Annotated in this window: 15 protein-coding genes; 10 read left to right on the top strand and 5 right to left on the bottom strand. The window is 57.3% G+C overall.

Translation table 11 applies throughout. The annotated features are described in order from the left end of the window. The first annotated feature begins 71 nt into the window (after positions 1–71). A complete protein-coding gene (locus tag BJF97_RS03745; RefSeq protein ID WP_014227677.1) occupies positions 72–1,574 on the top strand; it encodes a helicase HerA-like C-terminal domain-containing protein in 1,503 nt (500 codons plus the stop codon). 41 nt (positions 1,575–1,615) lie between these two features. On the opposite strand, the gene lptG is transcribed toward BJF97_RS03745, so the two are convergent. Continuing rightward, on the bottom strand, positions 1,616–2,698 hold the full coding sequence (lptG, locus tag BJF97_RS03740) for an LPS export ABC transporter permease LptG (protein WP_014227676.1): 1,083 nt from the start codon (positions 2,696–2,698) through the stop codon (positions 1,616–1,618). Beyond that, positions 2,698–3,795: an LPS export ABC transporter permease LptF gene (lptF, locus tag BJF97_RS03735; RefSeq protein ID WP_004098132.1), complete on the bottom strand. Its 1,098-nt coding sequence runs from the start codon at positions 3,793–3,795 to the stop codon at positions 2,698–2,700. Before lptF ends, lptG begins: the two co-directional genes overlap by 1 nt. A gap of 393 nt (positions 3,796–4,188) precedes the next feature. On the opposite strand from lptF, the gene pepA reads away from it, so the two are divergent. The 5 genes from pepA to BJF97_RS03710 all read left to right on the top strand — a co-directional run bounded on the left by pepA (position 4,189) and on the right by BJF97_RS03710 (position 10,922). Next, entirely contained in the window at positions 4,189–5,700 is a 1,512-nt protein-coding gene (gene pepA / locus BJF97_RS03730) for a leucyl aminopeptidase (RefSeq protein WP_004098131.1), read from the top strand. Between the two features lie 122 nt (positions 5,701–5,822). Then, the gene (gene holC / locus BJF97_RS03725; RefSeq protein WP_032695176.1) at positions 5,823–6,266 is read left to right on the top strand and encodes a DNA polymerase III subunit chi; all 444 of its coding nucleotides are present in this window, start codon (positions 5,823–5,825) and stop codon (positions 6,264–6,266) included. Then, positions 6,266–9,121, top strand: coding sequence for a valine--tRNA ligase (locus BJF97_RS03720; protein WP_004098127.1), 2,856 nt, complete (start codon positions 6,266–6,268; stop codon positions 9,119–9,121). Before holC ends, BJF97_RS03720 begins: the two co-directional genes overlap by 1 nt. Before the next feature lie 122 nt (positions 9,122–9,243). After that, positions 9,244–9,747, top strand: a complete 504-nt coding sequence (locus BJF97_RS03715; RefSeq protein WP_004098126.1) for a GNAT family N-acetyltransferase — start codon at positions 9,244–9,246, stop codon at positions 9,745–9,747. A gap of 152 nt (positions 9,748–9,899) precedes the next feature. Then, positions 9,900–10,922, top strand: a complete 1,023-nt coding sequence (locus tag BJF97_RS03710; protein WP_032695175.1) for an alpha/beta hydrolase — start codon at positions 9,900–9,902, stop codon at positions 10,920–10,922. A 40-nt stretch (positions 10,923–10,962) separates the two neighbouring features. Here BJF97_RS03710 and miaE read toward each other — a convergent pair whose 3' ends face one another. Together miaE and rraB are read right to left on the bottom strand one after the other, a co-directional pair. Then, positions 10,963–11,721, bottom strand: a complete 759-nt coding sequence (gene miaE, locus BJF97_RS03705; protein WP_014227673.1) for a tRNA isopentenyl-2-thiomethyl-A-37 hydroxylase MiaE — start codon at positions 11,719–11,721, stop codon at positions 10,963–10,965. 52 nt (positions 11,722–11,773) lie between these two features. Then, positions 11,774–12,199 (bottom strand): ribonuclease E inhibitor RraB, encoded by a 426-nt coding sequence (rraB, locus tag BJF97_RS03700; RefSeq protein WP_004098122.1) that lies wholly within the window; start codon positions 12,197–12,199, stop codon positions 11,774–11,776. 99 nt (positions 12,200–12,298) lie between these two features. Between rraB and argL the strand changes: the two genes are divergently transcribed. Continuing rightward, a complete protein-coding gene (argL, locus tag BJF97_RS35620) occupies positions 12,299–12,394 on the top strand; it encodes a putative translational regulatory protein ArgL (RefSeq protein WP_370798676.1) in 96 nt (31 codons plus the stop codon). Then, positions 12,364–13,368: an ornithine carbamoyltransferase gene (gene argF, locus BJF97_RS03695; protein WP_014227672.1), complete on the top strand. Its 1,005-nt coding sequence runs from the start codon at positions 12,364–12,366 to the stop codon at positions 13,366–13,368. The genes argL and argF overlap by 31 nt, the downstream gene beginning before the upstream one ends. A 111-nt stretch (positions 13,369–13,479) precedes the next feature. Here the strand turns inward: argF and BJF97_RS03690 are convergent, their stop codons facing one another. Continuing rightward, positions 13,480–13,932 carry a YhcH/YjgK/YiaL family protein gene (locus BJF97_RS03690; protein ID WP_014227671.1) on the bottom strand — a complete coding sequence of 151 codons (453 nt, stop codon included), beginning with the start codon at positions 13,930–13,932 and terminating at the stop codon, positions 13,480–13,482. 192 nt (positions 13,933–14,124) lie between these two features. Here BJF97_RS03690 and BJF97_RS32145 point away from each other — a divergent pair, with 192 nt between their 5' ends. Further along, positions 14,125–14,229 carry a pyrBI operon leader peptide gene (locus BJF97_RS32145; protein ID WP_072351778.1) on the top strand — a complete coding sequence of 35 codons (105 nt, stop codon included), beginning with the start codon at positions 14,125–14,127 and terminating at the stop codon, positions 14,227–14,229. A gap of 36 nt (positions 14,230–14,265) precedes the next feature. Next, positions 14,266–15,201: an aspartate carbamoyltransferase gene (gene pyrB / locus BJF97_RS03685; RefSeq protein WP_032695174.1), complete on the top strand. Its 936-nt coding sequence runs from the start codon at positions 14,266–14,268 to the stop codon at positions 15,199–15,201. Positions 15,202–15,204 lie beyond the last annotated feature (3 nt).

The raw sequence follows: 15,204 nt of genomic DNA, 5'->3' as shown, positions 1-15,204 counted from the left end.
GTGCGCGTGATTTCCCTCCTTTTGCTATCAGGTTGCCTATACTCGCAGCAGGATAAATGGAGAAATCGCTCATGAGCTCACCTCTGCTGATTGCACGCACGCTGGATAAACAGCTGCATTTACTGCCCGCTATGGCCAACCGCCACGGCTTGATTACCGGCGCCACGGGGACCGGTAAAACCGTCACTCTGCAAAAGCTGGCGGAGTCTTTCTCGGAAATCGGCGTTCCGGTATTTATGGCCGATGTGAAAGGCGACCTCACCGGTATCGCCGAGTCGGGCCAAAGTTCGGAAAAGCTGCAGGCGCGTCTGGAAAAAATCGGCGCAACGGACTGGCAGCCGCACGCCAATCCGGTGGTGCTATGGGATATTTTTGGCGAAAAAGGCCACCCGGTTCGCGCCACGGTTTCCGATCTCGGGCCGCTGCTGCTGGCTCGCCTGCTTAACCTCAATGAGGTTCAGTCCGGGGTGCTGAATATCATCTTCCGTATTGCCGACGATCGCGGGCTGCTGCTGCTCGACTTTAAAGACCTGCGCGCTATAACCCAATACATTGGCGACAACGCCAAAGCGTTTCAGAACCAGTACGGCAACATCAGCAGCGCCTCCGTTGGGGCGATTCAGCGCGGATTATTAACCCTGGAGCAGCAGGGCGCGGAGCACTTTTTCGGCGAACCTATGCTCGATATCCAGGACTGGATGCGCGTCGACGCTGAGGGTAAAGGGGTGATTAATATCCTGAGCGCCGAAAAGCTTTACCAGATGCCGAAGCTGTACGCCGCCAGCCTGCTGTGGATGCTCTCCGAGCTTTACGAACGCCTGCCGGAGGCCGGTGACCAGGAGAAGCCAAAGCTGGTCTTTTTCTTTGATGAAGCGCATCTGCTGTTTAACGATGCGCCGCAGGTGCTGCTGGATAAAATCGAGCAGGTCATTCGCCTGATTCGTTCTAAAGCCGTCGGGGTCTATTTTGTTTCACAAAACCCGGCGGACATTCCCGATGCGGTTCTCGGTCAGTTGGGTAATCGCGTGCAGCACGCCCTGCGCGCCTTCACGCCGAAAGACCAAAAAGCGGTAAAAACCGCCGCGCAGACCATGCGCGCGAATCCCGCGTTCAGTACCGAACAGGCGATCCAGGAGCTGGGCACCGGCGAGGCGCTGATCTCCTTTCTTGATGAGAAAGGCAGCCCTTCGATAGTGGAACGCGCGATGGTTATCGCCCCCTGCTCGCGTATGGGGCCGGTCACCGATGACGAACGTAACGGGCTGCTTAACCACTCGGCGCTGTACGGAAAATATGAAGAAGAGATCGACCGTGAATCGGCCTTTGAAATGCTGCAACAGGGCGTTCAGAGCACAACGGAGCAGCAGCAATCACCGCCCGCAAAAGGCCAGCAAAACGGCGATGACGACGGTCTGCTCGGCGGGCTCAAAGACATTCTGTTCGGCACCACCGGGCCGCGCGGCGGCAAACGCGACGGCATTGTGCAAACGGCGGCCAGGAGCGCGGTGCGTCAGGTCACCAACCAGATAGTCAGGGGAATGCTGGGAAGCTTACTTGGCGGGCGGAAACGCTAAAAAAAGCCCCCTTTCTGAATTCAGGAAGGGGGCGCGTGACGTCAGGTTTTACGCATCATCAGCCAGAGGCTCAGCAAGAAGAAGCTGGCGCTCGGCAACAGCGCGCCGATAATCGGCGGAATGCCGTACACCAGGGTGAGCGGGCCGAAAATCTGGTCCAGCACGTAGAAGATAAAGCCGAAGCTGATCCCGGTCACCACTCTGACGCCCATCGGTACGCTACGCAGCGGGCCGAAGATAAACGACAGCGCCATCAGCATCATCACCGCCACCGACAGCGGCTGGAAGATTTTGCTCCACATATTGAGCTGATAGCGGCCCGGATCCTGACCGCTGGACTTCAGATAGGTAACATAGTTGTGCAGGCCGCTGATGGACAGCGCGTCCGGGTCCAGCGCCACCACGCCGAGCTTGTCCGGCGTCAGGTTGGTCTTCCAGGTCCCGCTGACCGTCTGCGTTCCGGTGACCTGTTTCGGGTCAGTCAGGTTGGATTCATCCACCTGCGACAGTCGCCAGAGCTTATTCTCGGTGTCGAACTTTGCCGAAGCGGCATAGCGAACGGACTGCAAGCGGCGCTGGTCGTTAAAGGCGTAAATGCTCACCCCGCCCAGCTCATCGTTGCCTTTTACCCGCTCGATATACACAAAGTTATGGCCGTCTTTCGCCCATAGCCCCTGCTGAGTGGAAAGCAGCGAACCGCCGTACATCTGCTGAGCACGATAGTTACGCGCCATCTGCTCGCCCTGCGGGGCAACCCACTCGCCCATCGCCATGGTCAGCAGCACCAGCGGAATCGCGGTTTTCATCACCGACAGCGCCACCTGCAAACGGGTAAAGCCGGAAGCCTGCATCACCACCAGTTCGCTGCGCTGCGCCAGCATCCCCAGCCCCAGCAGCGCGCCGAGCAGCGCCGCCATCGGGAAGAAGATTTGGATATCTTTCGGCACGCTGAGAATCGTGTAGATTCCGGCCCCCAGCGCATCATAGTTGCCCTGCCCGGCCTTTTTCAGCTGGTCGACAAACTTGATGATGCCCGAGAGGGAAACCAGCATGAACAGGGTCATCATGATGGTATTGAAAATCGTCTTACCGATATAACGGTCAAGTACCCCAAACGCCTGCATCACGCCGCTCCTTTGTTAAAACGGGCACGGAAGCGGCGCATCGGCACCGTATCCCACAGGTTCAACAGCACGGCCAACGCGAAATAGAGCAGGTTTACCGCCCACATCCAGACCATCGGATCCATTTTGCCTTTACCGCCGCTCGATTTAATCGACGTTTGCAGCAGGAAGAACACCAGATAGAGCAGCATCGCCGGCAGCATCGACAGCACGCGGCCCTGGCGCGGGTTCACCACGCTGAGCGGCACCACCATCAGGGCCATGATGAACACCGTTGCCACCAGCGTGAAGCGCCAGTGCAGCTCCGCCCGGGCGCGATCGGTATCGGTATGCCACAGGGTGCGCATATCCATCTGCTCGGTATCGTTCGGGTCGGAGGCCACCGCCTGATGGCCGACTATCGCCTGATAGTTTTTGAAGTCGGTAATGCGGAAGTCGCGCAGCATCGCGGTGCCTTCAAAGCGGGTGCCCTGATTCATGGTCACCACCTGCGAGCCGTCTTTACGCAGCGAGAGCTCGCCGGTATCCGCGACCACCACCGACGGGCGCGCGTTGCCTCGCGGCCGCAGCTGAGCAAGGAAAACGTCGCTGAAGCGGTTGCCGTTGACGTTCTCAATAAACAGCACCGCGCTGCCGTCGCTGGCCTGCTGGAACTGGCCCTGAGCCAGCGCCGCCATGCCGGGGTTCGCTTTCGCTTCCGCCAGCACTTCATCCTGGTGACGAGAAGACCAGGGGCCGGCCCACATCACGTTGACCGCCGCGACGACGCCCGTAAAGAGCGCCAGGATCATGGCGGCTTTCACCAGCACGGCTTTACTCAGGCCGCAGGCGTGCATCACCGTAATTTCGCTTTCGGTATACAGTTTGCCCAGCGTCATCAGCAGCCCGAGGAATAAACTCAGGGGCAGAATAAGCTGCGCCATTTCAGGTACGCCAAGCCCTAACAGCGAGAGCACCAGATTTGTCGGGATATCGCCATCAACAGCCGCGCCGAGGATCCTGACCAGTTTCTGACAAAAGAAAATGAGCAGCAGGATGAATAGGATCGCCAACTGGCTTTTCAGCGTCTCACGAACCAGATATCTTATGATTATCACTATAAATACGCCCGTAAAAACCCGTTTTATTGCAGGAAAATTGCTTGTTTCATGGCTTAAACGTCATTTATTCTCTTTGGTCGTCGAAAACATCGCTAAGATTAAATGACTCGCTGGTTCTGCGTATCAGGATCTTTTCTGACGAACCAAGGCCGTAATAACGTTAAGATTAACACGAAGTCACCACAACAGCGGACATGAGTTACGAAAGCTTTCAATTTCTATACTCTATGGATTTCGAGTTGCAGGCAGGCGGCAAGACTGTGAAGCCCCGGAGCTTACATCAGGTAAGTGACAGGGGTGAGCAGGCGCAGCCAACGCATCTGCAACTTGAAAGACGACGAGTATATCTGTAGCCACCACTGTTGTCTTTAAGATTCAGGAGCATAGTGCATGGAGTTCAGTGTAAAAAGCGGTAGCCCGGAGAAGCAGCGGAGCGCCTGTATCGTGGTCGGCGTCTTTGAACCACGTCGCCTCTCCCCCATCGCCGAACAGCTTGATAAAATTAGCGACGGTTATATCAGCGCCCTGCTGCGTCGCGGCGAGCTGGAAGGCAAACCTGGCCAGACTTTATTGCTGCACCATGTGCCGAACATTCTGTCAGAGCGCATTCTGCTTATTGGCTGCGGCAAAGAGCGCGAGCTGGATGAACGTCAGTACAAGCAGGTCATTCAGAAAACAATCAATACGCTGAATGATACCGGCTCAATGGAAGCCGTCTGCTTCCTGACCGAGCTGCACGTCAAAGGCCGCAATAACTACTGGAAAGTGCGTCAGGCGGTCGAGACCGCCAAAGAGACGCTGTACAGCTTTGACCAGCTGAAAACCAACAAAAGCGAGCCGCGTCGCCCGCTGCGTAAAATGGTCTTCAACGTCCCAACCCGTCGCGAGCTGACCAGCGGCGAACGCGCTATTCAGCACGGTCTGGCGATTGCTGCCGGCATCAAAGCGGCGAAAGATCTCGGCAATATGCCGCCAAACATCTGTAACGCCGCCTATCTGGCCTCTCAGGCGCGCCAGCTGGCCGATACCTACAGTAAGAACGTCATTACTCGCGTTATCGGCGAACAGCAGATGAAAGAGCTGGGAATGAACTCCTATCTGGCGGTCGGCAACGGTTCGCAAAATGAATCGCTGATGTCGGTTATCGAATATAAAGGCAACCCGGCGGAAGACGCGCGCCCTATCGTGCTGGTGGGTAAAGGTCTGACCTTTGACTCCGGCGGCATCTCCATCAAGCCTTCCGAAGGCATGGACGAGATGAAATACGACATGTGCGGCGCGGCGGCGGTGTACGGCGTGATGCGTATGGTTGCCGAACTTCAGCTACCGCTGAACGTTGTCGGCGTGCTGGCCGGATGTGAAAACATGCCGGGCGGCCGCGCCTATCGTCCAGGCGACGTGTTGACCACGATGTCCGGGCAAACGGTGGAAGTGCTGAACACCGATGCCGAAGGGCGTCTGGTGCTGTGCGATGTGCTGACCTACGTTGAGCGCTTCGAGCCGGAAACCGTTATCGACGTGGCCACGCTGACCGGCGCCTGCGTGATTGCGCTGGGCCATCACATCACCGGTCTGATGTCGAACCACAACCCGCTGGCCCACGAGCTGATCGGTGCGTCCGAACTGGCGGGCGATCGCGCATGGCGTCTGCCGCTCGGCGACGAGTTCCAGGAGCAGCTGGAGTCTAACTTTGCGGATATGGCCAATATCGGCGGCCGTCCCGGCGGGGCGATTACCGCGGGCTGCTTCCTGGCGCGCTTTACCCGCAAGTACAACTGGGCGCACCTGGATATCGCCGGTACCGCGTGGCGTTCCGGGAAAGCCAAAGGCGCGACCGGTCGTCCGGTGGCGATGCTGTCGCAGTTCCTGCTCAACCGCGCCGGATTTACCGGCGAAGAGTAATTGCCGTCTGATGCCCGGCGGCGTTACGCTTGCCGGGCCAACGAAAAGATGCCGTTTATAGGCCGGGTCAGCGTAGCGCCGCCCGGCTTAAGCATTTAAAGTCACCACAAGAAGCCCCATATATGAAAAACGCAACGTTCTATCTTCTGGACAATGATACGCAACAAGACGGCCTGAGCGCCGTTGAACAACTGGTGTGTGACATTGCCGCAGAACGTTGGCGCAGCGGCAAGCGGGTACTCATCGCCTGTGAAGATGAGCTGCAGGCCATTCGTCTGGACGAAGCGCTCTGGGCTCGACCCGCGGAAAGTTTCGTTCCGCATAATCTGGCGGGAGAAGGTCCGCGCGGCGGCGCGCCGGTGGAGATTGCCTGGCCGCAAAAGCGCAACAGCAGCCCGCGGGATATTCTGATTAGCCTGCGGCTAAACTTTGCAGATTTTGCCACCGCTTTCACAGAAGTGATAGACTTCGTCCCTTATGAAGATTCTTTGAAACAACTGGCGCGCGAACGCTATAAAGCGTACCGCATGGCTGGTTTCAACCTGAACACGGCAACCTGGAAATAATGGAAAAGACATACAACCCCCAAGATATCGAACAGCCGCTTTACGAGCACTGGGAAAAGCAGGGCTATTTCAAACCCAATGGCGACGAAAGCCAGGAAAGTTTCTGCATCATGATCCCGCCGCCGAACGTCACCGGCAGTTTGCATATGGGTCATGCCTTCCAGCAAACCATCATGGATACCATGATTCGCTACCAGCGCATGCAGGGTAAAAACACCCTGTGGCAGGCCGGTACCGACCACGCGGGTATCGCTACCCAGATGGTGGTTGAGCGTAAGATTGCCGCCGAAGAAGGTAAAACCCGCCACGACTACGGTCGCGACGCCTTTATCGATAAAATCTGGCAGTGGAAAGCGGAGTCCGGCGGCACCATTACCCGTCAGATGCGCCGCCTGGGCAACTCCGTGGACTGGGAGCGCGAGCGCTTCACCATGGACGAAGGCCTGTCCAACGCCGTAAAAGAAGTCTTTGTCCGCCTGTACAAAGAAGATCTGATCTACCGCGGTAAGCGCCTGGTCAACTGGGACCCGAAACTGCGCACCGCCATCTCCGATCTGGAAGTGGAAAACCGCGAGTCTAAAGGCTCGATGTGGCATATCCGCTATCCGCTGGCCGACGGCGCGAAAACCGCTGACGGTAAAGATTATCTGGTCGTCGCCACCACCCGTCCGGAGACCGTGCTGGGCGATACCGGCGTGGCCGTTAACCCGGAAGATCCGCGCTATAAAGACCTTATCGGCAAATTCGTGATCCTGCCGCTGGTTGACCGCCGCATTCCGATTGTGGGCGATGAACACGCCGATATGGAAAAGGGCACCGGCTGCGTGAAGATCACCCCGGCGCACGACTTTAACGACTATGAAGTGGGCAAGCGTCATGCGCTGCCGATGATCAACATCCTGACCTTTGACGGCGACATCCGCGAAACCGCGGAAGTTTACGACACCAAAGGCAACGAGTCCGATGTCTACTCAAACGCCATCCCGGCGGAGTTCCAGAAGCTGGAGCGCTTTGCCGCGCGTAAAGCGGTGGTTGCCGCTATCGACGCCCTGGGCCTGCTGGACGAGATTAAACCGCACGATCTGACCGTCCCGTACGGCGACCGCGGCGGCGTGGTAATTGAGCCGATGCTGACCGACCAGTGGTACGTCCGCGCCGACGTGCTGGCTAAACCGGCGGTTGAAGCGGTGGAGAACGGCGACATCCAGTTCGTGCCGAAGCAGTACGAAAACATGTACTTCTCCTGGATGCGCGATATTCAGGACTGGTGTATCTCCCGCCAGCTGTGGTGGGGTCACCGCATCCCGGCATGGTACGACAACGACGGCAACGTCTACGTTGGCCGCACCGAAGACGAAGTGCGTCAGGAAAATAACCTGGGCGCCGACGTGGCGCTGCGTCAGGACGAAGACGTTCTCGATACCTGGTTCTCCTCCGCGCTGTGGACCTTCTCCACCCTCGGCTGGCCGGAAAACACCGATGCCCTGCGTCAGTTCCACCCGACCAGCGTGATGGTTTCCGGCTTCGACATCATCTTCTTCTGGATTGCCCGCATGATCATGATGACCATGCACTTCATCAAAGATGAAAACGGCAAGCCGCAGGTGCCGTTTAAAACCGTCTATATGACCGGTTTGATCCGCGATGACGAAGGCCAGAAGATGTCCAAATCGAAGGGCAACGTTATCGACCCGCTGGATATGGTCGACGGCATTTCCCTGCCGGAGCTGCTGGAAAAACGCACCGGTAACATGATGCAGCCGCAGCTGGCGGAAAAAATCGCCAAACGCACCGAGAAGCAGTTCCCGAACGGCATTGAGCCGCACGGTACCGACGCCCTGCGCTTTACCCTGGCGGCGCTGGCCTCTACCGGCCGCGATATCAACTGGGATATGAAGCGTCTGGAAGGTTACCGTAACTTCTGCAACAAGCTGTGGAACGCCAGCCGCTTTGTGCTGATGAATACCGAAGATCAGGATTGCGGCTTTAACGGCGGCGAGATGACCCTGTCGCTGGCGGACCGCTGGATCCTGGCGGAATTCAACCAGACCATCAAAGCCTACCGCGAAGCGCTGGACGGCTTCCGCTTCGATATTGCCGCAGGCATTCTGTACGAGTTCACCTGGAACCAGTTCTGCGACTGGTATCTGGAGCTGACCAAGCCGGTAATGAACGGCGGTTCCGAGTCTGAGCTGCGCGGCACCCGTCACACGCTGGTGACCGTTCTGGAAGGTCTGCTGCGCCTGGCGCACCCGATTATTCCGTTCATCACCGAGACCATCTGGCAGCGCGTGAAGGTCATTTGCGGTATCACTGCCGATACCATCATGCTGCAGCCGTTCCCGCAGTACGATGCGTCTCAGGTTGACGAAGCGGCGCTGGCCGATACCGAATGGCTGAAGCAGGCGATCGTCGCCGTGCGTAACATCCGTGCGGAAATGAACATCGCCCCAGGTAAGCCGCTGGAGCTGCTGCTGCGCGGCTGCAGCGAAGCCGCGATTCGTCGCGTGAACGACAACCGCAGCTTCCTGCTGAATCTGGCGCGTCTGGAGAGCATCACCGTGCTGCCTGCCGATGATAAAGGTCCGGTTTCCGTGACCAAAATTATCGACGGCGCCGAGCTGCTGATCCCGATGGCTGGCCTCATCAATAAAGAAGATGAGCTGGCGCGCCTCGCTAAAGAGGTGACCAAAATCGAAGGCGAGATTGGCCGCATCGAAAGCAAACTCTCCAACGAAGGCTTTGTGGCGCGCGCGCCGGAAGCGGTGATCGCCAAAGAGCGTGAGAAGCTGGAAGGTTACGCGGAAGCAAAAGCGAAGCTGATTGAGCAGCAGGCGATTATCGCCGCGCTGTAATTCACTCGCCCCTTATCCATTCGGATAAGGGGCGTTTTCTGTGAAAGATCCTCGCTTGCACTCTCCCCTCCCGCAGTGTTATTAACAACATTATCCGTCATTATTTTGCAATGAGTCTTCACATGAATACGAGCGCAACCCTACCGCTAACCCTGCGCCGCATCACGGCTAATGATAATCCGGCGATTGCCGCTGTTATCCGCCAGGTCTCCGCTGAATATGGTCTGACCGCCGACAAAGGCTATACGGTAGCCGATCCGAATCTGGATGAACTCTATGAGCTTTATAGCCAGCCGGGTTCCGCCTATTGGGTCGTTGAGCAGAATGGTGAAGTGGTGGGCGGCGGCGGCGTGGCACCGCTCTCCTGCAGCGAGCCCGATATCTGCGAACTACAAAAAATGTATTTTATGACCTCCGCGCGCGGCCAGGGGCTGGCGAAAAAGCTGGCGCTGATGGCCCTTGATTACGCCCGCGAGCAGGGATTCAAACGCTGCTATCTGGAAACCACCGCCTTCCTGAAAGAAGCGGTCGGTTTATATGAGCACCTCGGCTTCGAGCATATTGCTGAGCCGCTGGGCTGCACCGGCCATGTTGACTGCGAAGTCAGGATGTTGAAAGTGCTGTAGCGCCCGCAAAACGGCGACGTTGATTAATCGAAAAAATGCATGGTTTTCATGCAAAAAGAGCGTTATTCACCGCACGTTTTCGCTAATACACTCTTCGAGCATTGGATCTTTTCGCCTGCCGCCGCGGCAGGCTTTGCTCAGGATAGAACATCATGAAAAAACTCCCCCTCCTGCTCACCGGCGGCCTGCTGCTTGCCGGCATGGCTTCCTGCGTTAACGCCGGCGAACTTGCTGGCAATACCGAAGGCGCTCAGGTCATTCGCGTGGAAAAAACCCGGGGCCGTATCGATGCGCTCAACGATATCGTTTATAGCCAGGTAAAAAGCACCGTCGCCGTTCGTCAGCTGCATATGTCTTTACTGGTACCGCGTAACGGCGATCTGAAACCGGCAATCATCTATTTCCCCGGCGGCGGTTTCACCAGCGCGACCTGGAATAAGTTTATCGAGATGCGTATGGCGCTGGCGGCGGCGGGATTCGTCGTCGCGGCGGCGGAATACCGTACGGTTCCCGACACCTTCCCAGCCCCGGTTATCGATGGTAAAGCCGCCGTACGCTATCTGCGCGAACATGCCGCGGAATACGGTATAGACCCGTCGCGTATTGGCGTGCTGGGGGATTCCGCAGGCGGCTATATGGCGCAGATGCTGGCGCTCACCAACGGTGACAAAACGTTCGAGCGTGGCGATAACCTGGCGCAATCCTCGGACGTGCAGGCCGCCGCCACGCTGTACGGTATCTCGAACCTGTTGAATATCGGCGAAGGTTTTCCGCAGGCGATTCAAAAGGTGCACCAGTCGCCGGCGGTCACTGAAGCGCTGCTGGTACACGGTAGCGCCTTTCGCGACTGGCCGGGAGCGACGATTGACAGCGATCCGCAAAAAGCCCTGGCGGCCAGCCCGATGGGCCATATCAGCGGTAAAAAGCCGCCGTTTTTAATTATGCACGGCAGCGCCGACACCCTGGTTTCACCGGTACAAAGTCAACAGCTCTATCGCGCGCTGAAAAAGGAGGGCAACCCGGCCGATTACGTGTTGCTGGCGGGCGCGGAGCACGGCGATGACAGCTGGTATCAGAAGCCGGTTATTGAACGGGTGGTGAACTGGTTTAAAGCGACCCTCGGCGCGCCCAAAGCCGCCGCGACGGCAGAGAAAGACAAAAACGCCAATCTGTAATGCATCGTCAGGCCGCTGCGGTGAAGCGGCGGCCTGACGTTCAGGCGGGCACGCCGCTGTGAAAACGAAACTCCGCTTCAGGCGCGTTAATAAGCGCCGCTTCCGCTTCGCCAAGCTGGCGCACGCGTTCGCTGATATCGTCCTGGGCGATTCTCTGCGCCAGGTCCAGATAGTCCTGATAGTGGCGCGCTTCGGAACGCAGCAGCGACAGATAAAACTTCTGCAGATCGTCATCCAGCCATGGCGCCAGCGCGGCAAAACGCTCGCAGGAGCGGGCTTCAATATAGGCTCCGCAGATGAGTTTATCGATCAGCATGACCGGTTCGTGAGAACGCACTTCCCGGCGCAGCCCGCGGGCATAGTTGCTGGCGGTGATTTTGACGTACGGGATTTCGCGGGAAAGCATGATTTCCCTCACCTGCCAGAAGTGATGCAGCTCCTCTTTGATCAGCAGAATCATGCTGTCGAGTAGCTGACGTCCCCAGGGATCGTCGGTCTGCGGCATGGCGCTTTTATTTATCTGCTTATGCAGCGCGACGAAATCCGGCTCCGGCCCCCAGCGGTAGGTGAAGTCCTCATACGGCTTCAGGCAGGCCAGCAGCTCATCCGCGTCCGCTTTATCCGCGACGTATCGACGCACCAGCAGCATAGCGTTTTGCGCCGCTTTCAGCTCGCACACCATATGGTCGGTCAACAGCAGCGGGAGGTTTTCCGGTTTACGGGCTTCATCAATCCACGCCTGAGGAGTTGGGCAATGCAGAAAGCTTAAAATCGGGGCGAGTATTTGCGGGTAATCCATTAAAATTCCTTGCTATACGGCGGCATATCGCACCGCCGTATACCTCTGCTACTTAGTGGCGAACGCCGTCGTCGTCTTCATCAACCAGATCTTCGTCGTCGTCACCTTCTTCGTCTTCCCCGTTCGGATCTTCGTAGTAGGTGCCCCAGCCGTCGTATTCAACGTCGTATTTTTCCGCCAGGGTCATCAGCTGCTCAACCTGGGCGTCAATCAGCTCGGCATTCAGCGCGGATTCGCTGAGGATATCGCAGCAAATCACGGTATCGCCCTCTTCGACTTCCAGCTCTTCCGGCTCAGTCACTTCGTAGCCCAGCTTGAAGGCCTCGACCGCCACTTTCTCCAGCGTTTCGAAATCATCGGCAGAGAGATGATGCTCAATGGTGTACAGCGCGTCAGGATCGCTGCCGTCTTCGAGCAGCTCTTCAATAATCAGGCGCGTTTCTTCACGCTGTTCTTCCAGTAATTCCGGGTTTGCCATGGCTCGTTCCTCATAATGTGTCGCGGATGCTTCTATTGTCACATACCGCCGTGATTGCCTCCACCTTCTGAGCGAAAGATTTATGACACGGGGTTGCAAATGAATATTCATACATATAAAGTGAATTTTAATTCAACAAATGGCTTGAGCCATGTGAGGGAACCATGTCCGCGTTTTATCAGAAGCATTTTTTAAAGTTGCTCGATTTTACCCCCGCCGAAATCACCGCTCTGCTTGAGCTGGCGGCCAGGCTTAAAGCTGATAAGAAAAACAATATTGAAATTCAGCATCTCACCGGCAAAAACATCGCGCTCATCTTCGAAAAAGACTCTACCCGCACCCGATGCTCTTTCGAAGTTGCCGCATTTGACCAGGGCGCTCGCGTCACCTGGCTCGGCCCCAGCGGCAGCCAGATTGGCCATAAAGAGTCGATTAAAGACACCGCCCGCGTGCTGGGGCGCATGTACGACGGTATTCAATATCGCGGCCACGGCCAGGAAGTGGTTGAAACCCTGGCCGAGTATGCCGGCGTTCCGGTATGGAACGGCCTGACCAACGAATTCCACCCCACCCAGCTGCTGGCGGACTTACTGACCATGCAGGAGCATCTGCCGGGCAAAGCCTTTAATCAGATGACCCTGGTCTACGCCGGCGACGCGCGGAATAATATGGGCAACTCCATGCTCGAAGCCGCCGCGTTGACCGGGCTGGATCTGCGTCTGGTCGCGCCAACCGCCTGCTGGCCGGAAGAGAAGCTGGTCGAGCAGTGCCGGGCGCTGGCGCAGAAAAACGGCGGCAATATTACGCTGACCGAAGATATTGCGGCGGGCGTGAAGGGCGCGGACTTTATCTATACCGACGTCTGGGTATCGATGGGCGAAGCCAAAGAGAAGTGGGCGGAGCGTATCGCGCTGCTGCGCGGGTATCAGGTAAATAGCGAGATGATGGCGCTGACCGGCAATCCGCAGGTGAAATTCCTCCACTGCCTGCCCGCGTTCCACGACGACCAGACCACGCTCGGCAAACAGATGGCGGCGGAGTACGGCCTGCACGGTGGTATGGAAGTGACCGACGAGGTATTTGAATCCGCGGCGAGCATCGTTTTCGACCAGGCGGAAAACCGCATGCATACCATCAAAGCGGTGATGGTGGCGACGCTGGGTAAGTAAGCGTTCTCGCGATATTCCCCCGGATTGCGCTGCGCTTATCCGGGCTACCCGCCCCCAAACCGCGCGGATCTGTAGCCCGGGCAAGGCGCCAGCCGCAGCCCGGGGTATTTTTTACGCCATCAGCATCTTCACAACCGCTTTGCGCACCTTCGCCGGTGTGCCGACGGCGCACAGCGGCTTATGCACTTCACCGGGATAGAACACCACAAAGTCGCCTTCGCTGAGGATGACGGTTTTTTCCTGCGCCCCCTCCGCCAGGAAAGCGATGTCTTTCTCCGCCAGCCAGTCGATATCCGGCGCGCCGGCAGGGAGAACGCTAAAGGTCATTCCTTCCTGGCCTTTCAGTACAATCTGGATATCCAGGTAGCGGGCGTGATACTCGGCGCGGCGGTCGGCCATCGGCTCGGTGGTATCTTCGGAAATGAGATAGAACAAGTTGTTGCCGTCAATATCATGTTTACCCAGCGGCGTCGCGTCGGTGACATGCGCTTTAACATGTTCGATCGCCTCACGCAGAGACGCCGGCAACCCGCTTTGCAGATGGTGAATATTTCCAACGATCATAATAGCCCTCAAATATAAAACAGCTTTTCATTTCGCGTTTATACCCCCCATCCGACTGCCATACCACCTCTTTTTGCGGGTTTTTTGCGTTAACGCATGATTCCCCAGGCAAACGTTTACCTGTTTGTGGATTAATCGCTTGATCCGAAATATGAGCTGCGTATAATGCCACCCGTTTTGCCGGGAGGAATTATGGTTCAGTGTGTACGACATCGCGTCTTACCGCGTCTGAAAACAGACGCTGGCCTGCCGTTTTTTCTTTCCGTTGCATCCGTATTCGTAAAGCCCCTTATTTAAGGGGCTTTTTTTTTGCCCAGGCGTCAGGAGATAAACATGGCTAACCCGCTATATCAAAAACATATCATTTCCATAAACGATCTCAGCCGCGAAGACCTTGAACTGGTACTGGCAACCGCAGCAAAACTCAAAGCCAATCCGCAGCCGGAGCTGCTCAAGCATAAAGTGATCGCCAGCTGCTTTTTTGAAGCGTCGACCCGCACCCGCCTGTCGTTTGAGACCTCCATGCACCGCCTGGGCGCCAGCGTGGTCGGTTTCTCAGACAGCAGCAACACCTCGCTGGGCAAAAAAGGCGAAACCCTGGCCGATACCATCTCGGTCATCAGCACCTATGTCGATGCCATCGTCATGCGCCACCCGCAGGAGGGCGCGGCGCGTCTGGCGACCGAGTTCTCCGGCGGTATTCCGGTACTCAACGCCGGCGACGGCGCGAACCAGCATCCGACGCAGACCCTGCTGGATCTGTTCACCATTCAGGAGACCCAGGGCCGTCTGGAAAATCTTAACGTGGCGATGGTGGGTGACCTGAAATATGGCCGCACCGTCCACTCCCTGACCCAGGCGCTGGCGAAATTTAACGGCAACCGCTTCTACTTTATCGCCCCGGACGCGCTGGCCATGCCGCAGTACATCCTCGACATGCTCGATGAAAAAGGCATTGCCTGGAGCCTGCATAGCGCCTTTGAAGAGGTGATGGAAGAGGTGGACATTCTGTATATGACCCGCGTGCAGAAAGAGCGCCTCGACCCGTCGGAATATGCCAACGTGAAGGCGCAGTTCGTCCTGCGCGCCGCCGACCTGGAAGGCGCGCGCGCGAACATGAAGGTGCTGCATCCGCTGCCGCGCATTGATGAAATCACCACCGATGTCGATAAAACGCCGCACGCCTGGTACTTCCAGCAGGCGGGCAACGGCATCTTCGCGCGCCAGGCGTTACTGGCGCTGGTACTGAATAGCGATCTGGCACTGTAAGGG

Origin of the sequence: Klebsiella sp. LTGPAF-6F, from assembly GCF_001753185.1 — a bacterium.
Classification (GTDB): Bacteria; Pseudomonadota; Gammaproteobacteria; order Enterobacterales; family Enterobacteriaceae; genus Klebsiella; species Klebsiella michiganensis.
Note: the sequence above shows the minus strand (reverse complement) of the source record. Positions and strands in the feature narration are given on the sequence as shown.

Excerpts from the sequence above, each read along its gene's own strand:
- BJF97_RS03745 (WP_014227677.1), top strand. The coding sequence starts at position 72 with ATGAGCTCACCTCTGCTGATTGCACGCACGCTGGATAAACAGCTGCAT.
- lptG (WP_014227676.1), bottom strand. The coding sequence starts at position 2,698 with ATGCAGGCGTTTGGGGTACTTGACCGTTATATCGGTAAGACGATTTTC.
- pepA (WP_004098131.1), top strand. The coding sequence starts at position 4,189 with ATGGAGTTCAGTGTAAAAAGCGGTAGCCCGGAGAAGCAGCGGAGCGCC.
- holC (WP_032695176.1), top strand. The coding sequence starts at position 5,823 with ATGAAAAACGCAACGTTCTATCTTCTGGACAATGATACGCAACAAGAC.
- BJF97_RS03720 (WP_004098127.1), top strand. The coding sequence starts at position 6,266 with ATGGAAAAGACATACAACCCCCAAGATATCGAACAGCCGCTTTACGAG.
- BJF97_RS03715 (WP_004098126.1), top strand. The coding sequence starts at position 9,244 with ATGAATACGAGCGCAACCCTACCGCTAACCCTGCGCCGCATCACGGCT.
- BJF97_RS03710 (WP_032695175.1), top strand. The coding sequence starts at position 9,900 with ATGAAAAAACTCCCCCTCCTGCTCACCGGCGGCCTGCTGCTTGCCGGC.
- miaE (WP_014227673.1), bottom strand. The coding sequence starts at position 11,721 with ATGGATTACCCGCAAATACTCGCCCCGATTTTAAGCTTTCTGCATTGC.
- rraB (WP_004098122.1), bottom strand. The coding sequence starts at position 12,199 with ATGGCAAACCCGGAATTACTGGAAGAACAGCGTGAAGAAACGCGCCTG.
- argL (WP_370798676.1), top strand. The coding sequence starts at position 12,299 with ATGAATATTCATACATATAAAGTGAATTTTAATTCAACAAATGGCTTG.
- argF (WP_014227672.1), top strand. The coding sequence starts at position 12,364 with ATGTCCGCGTTTTATCAGAAGCATTTTTTAAAGTTGCTCGATTTTACC.
- BJF97_RS03690 (WP_014227671.1), bottom strand. The coding sequence starts at position 13,932 with ATGATCGTTGGAAATATTCACCATCTGCAAAGCGGGTTGCCGGCGTCT.
- BJF97_RS32145 (WP_072351778.1), top strand. The coding sequence starts at position 14,125 with ATGGTTCAGTGTGTACGACATCGCGTCTTACCGCGTCTGAAAACAGAC.
- pyrB (WP_032695174.1), top strand. The coding sequence starts at position 14,266 with ATGGCTAACCCGCTATATCAAAAACATATCATTTCCATAAACGATCTC.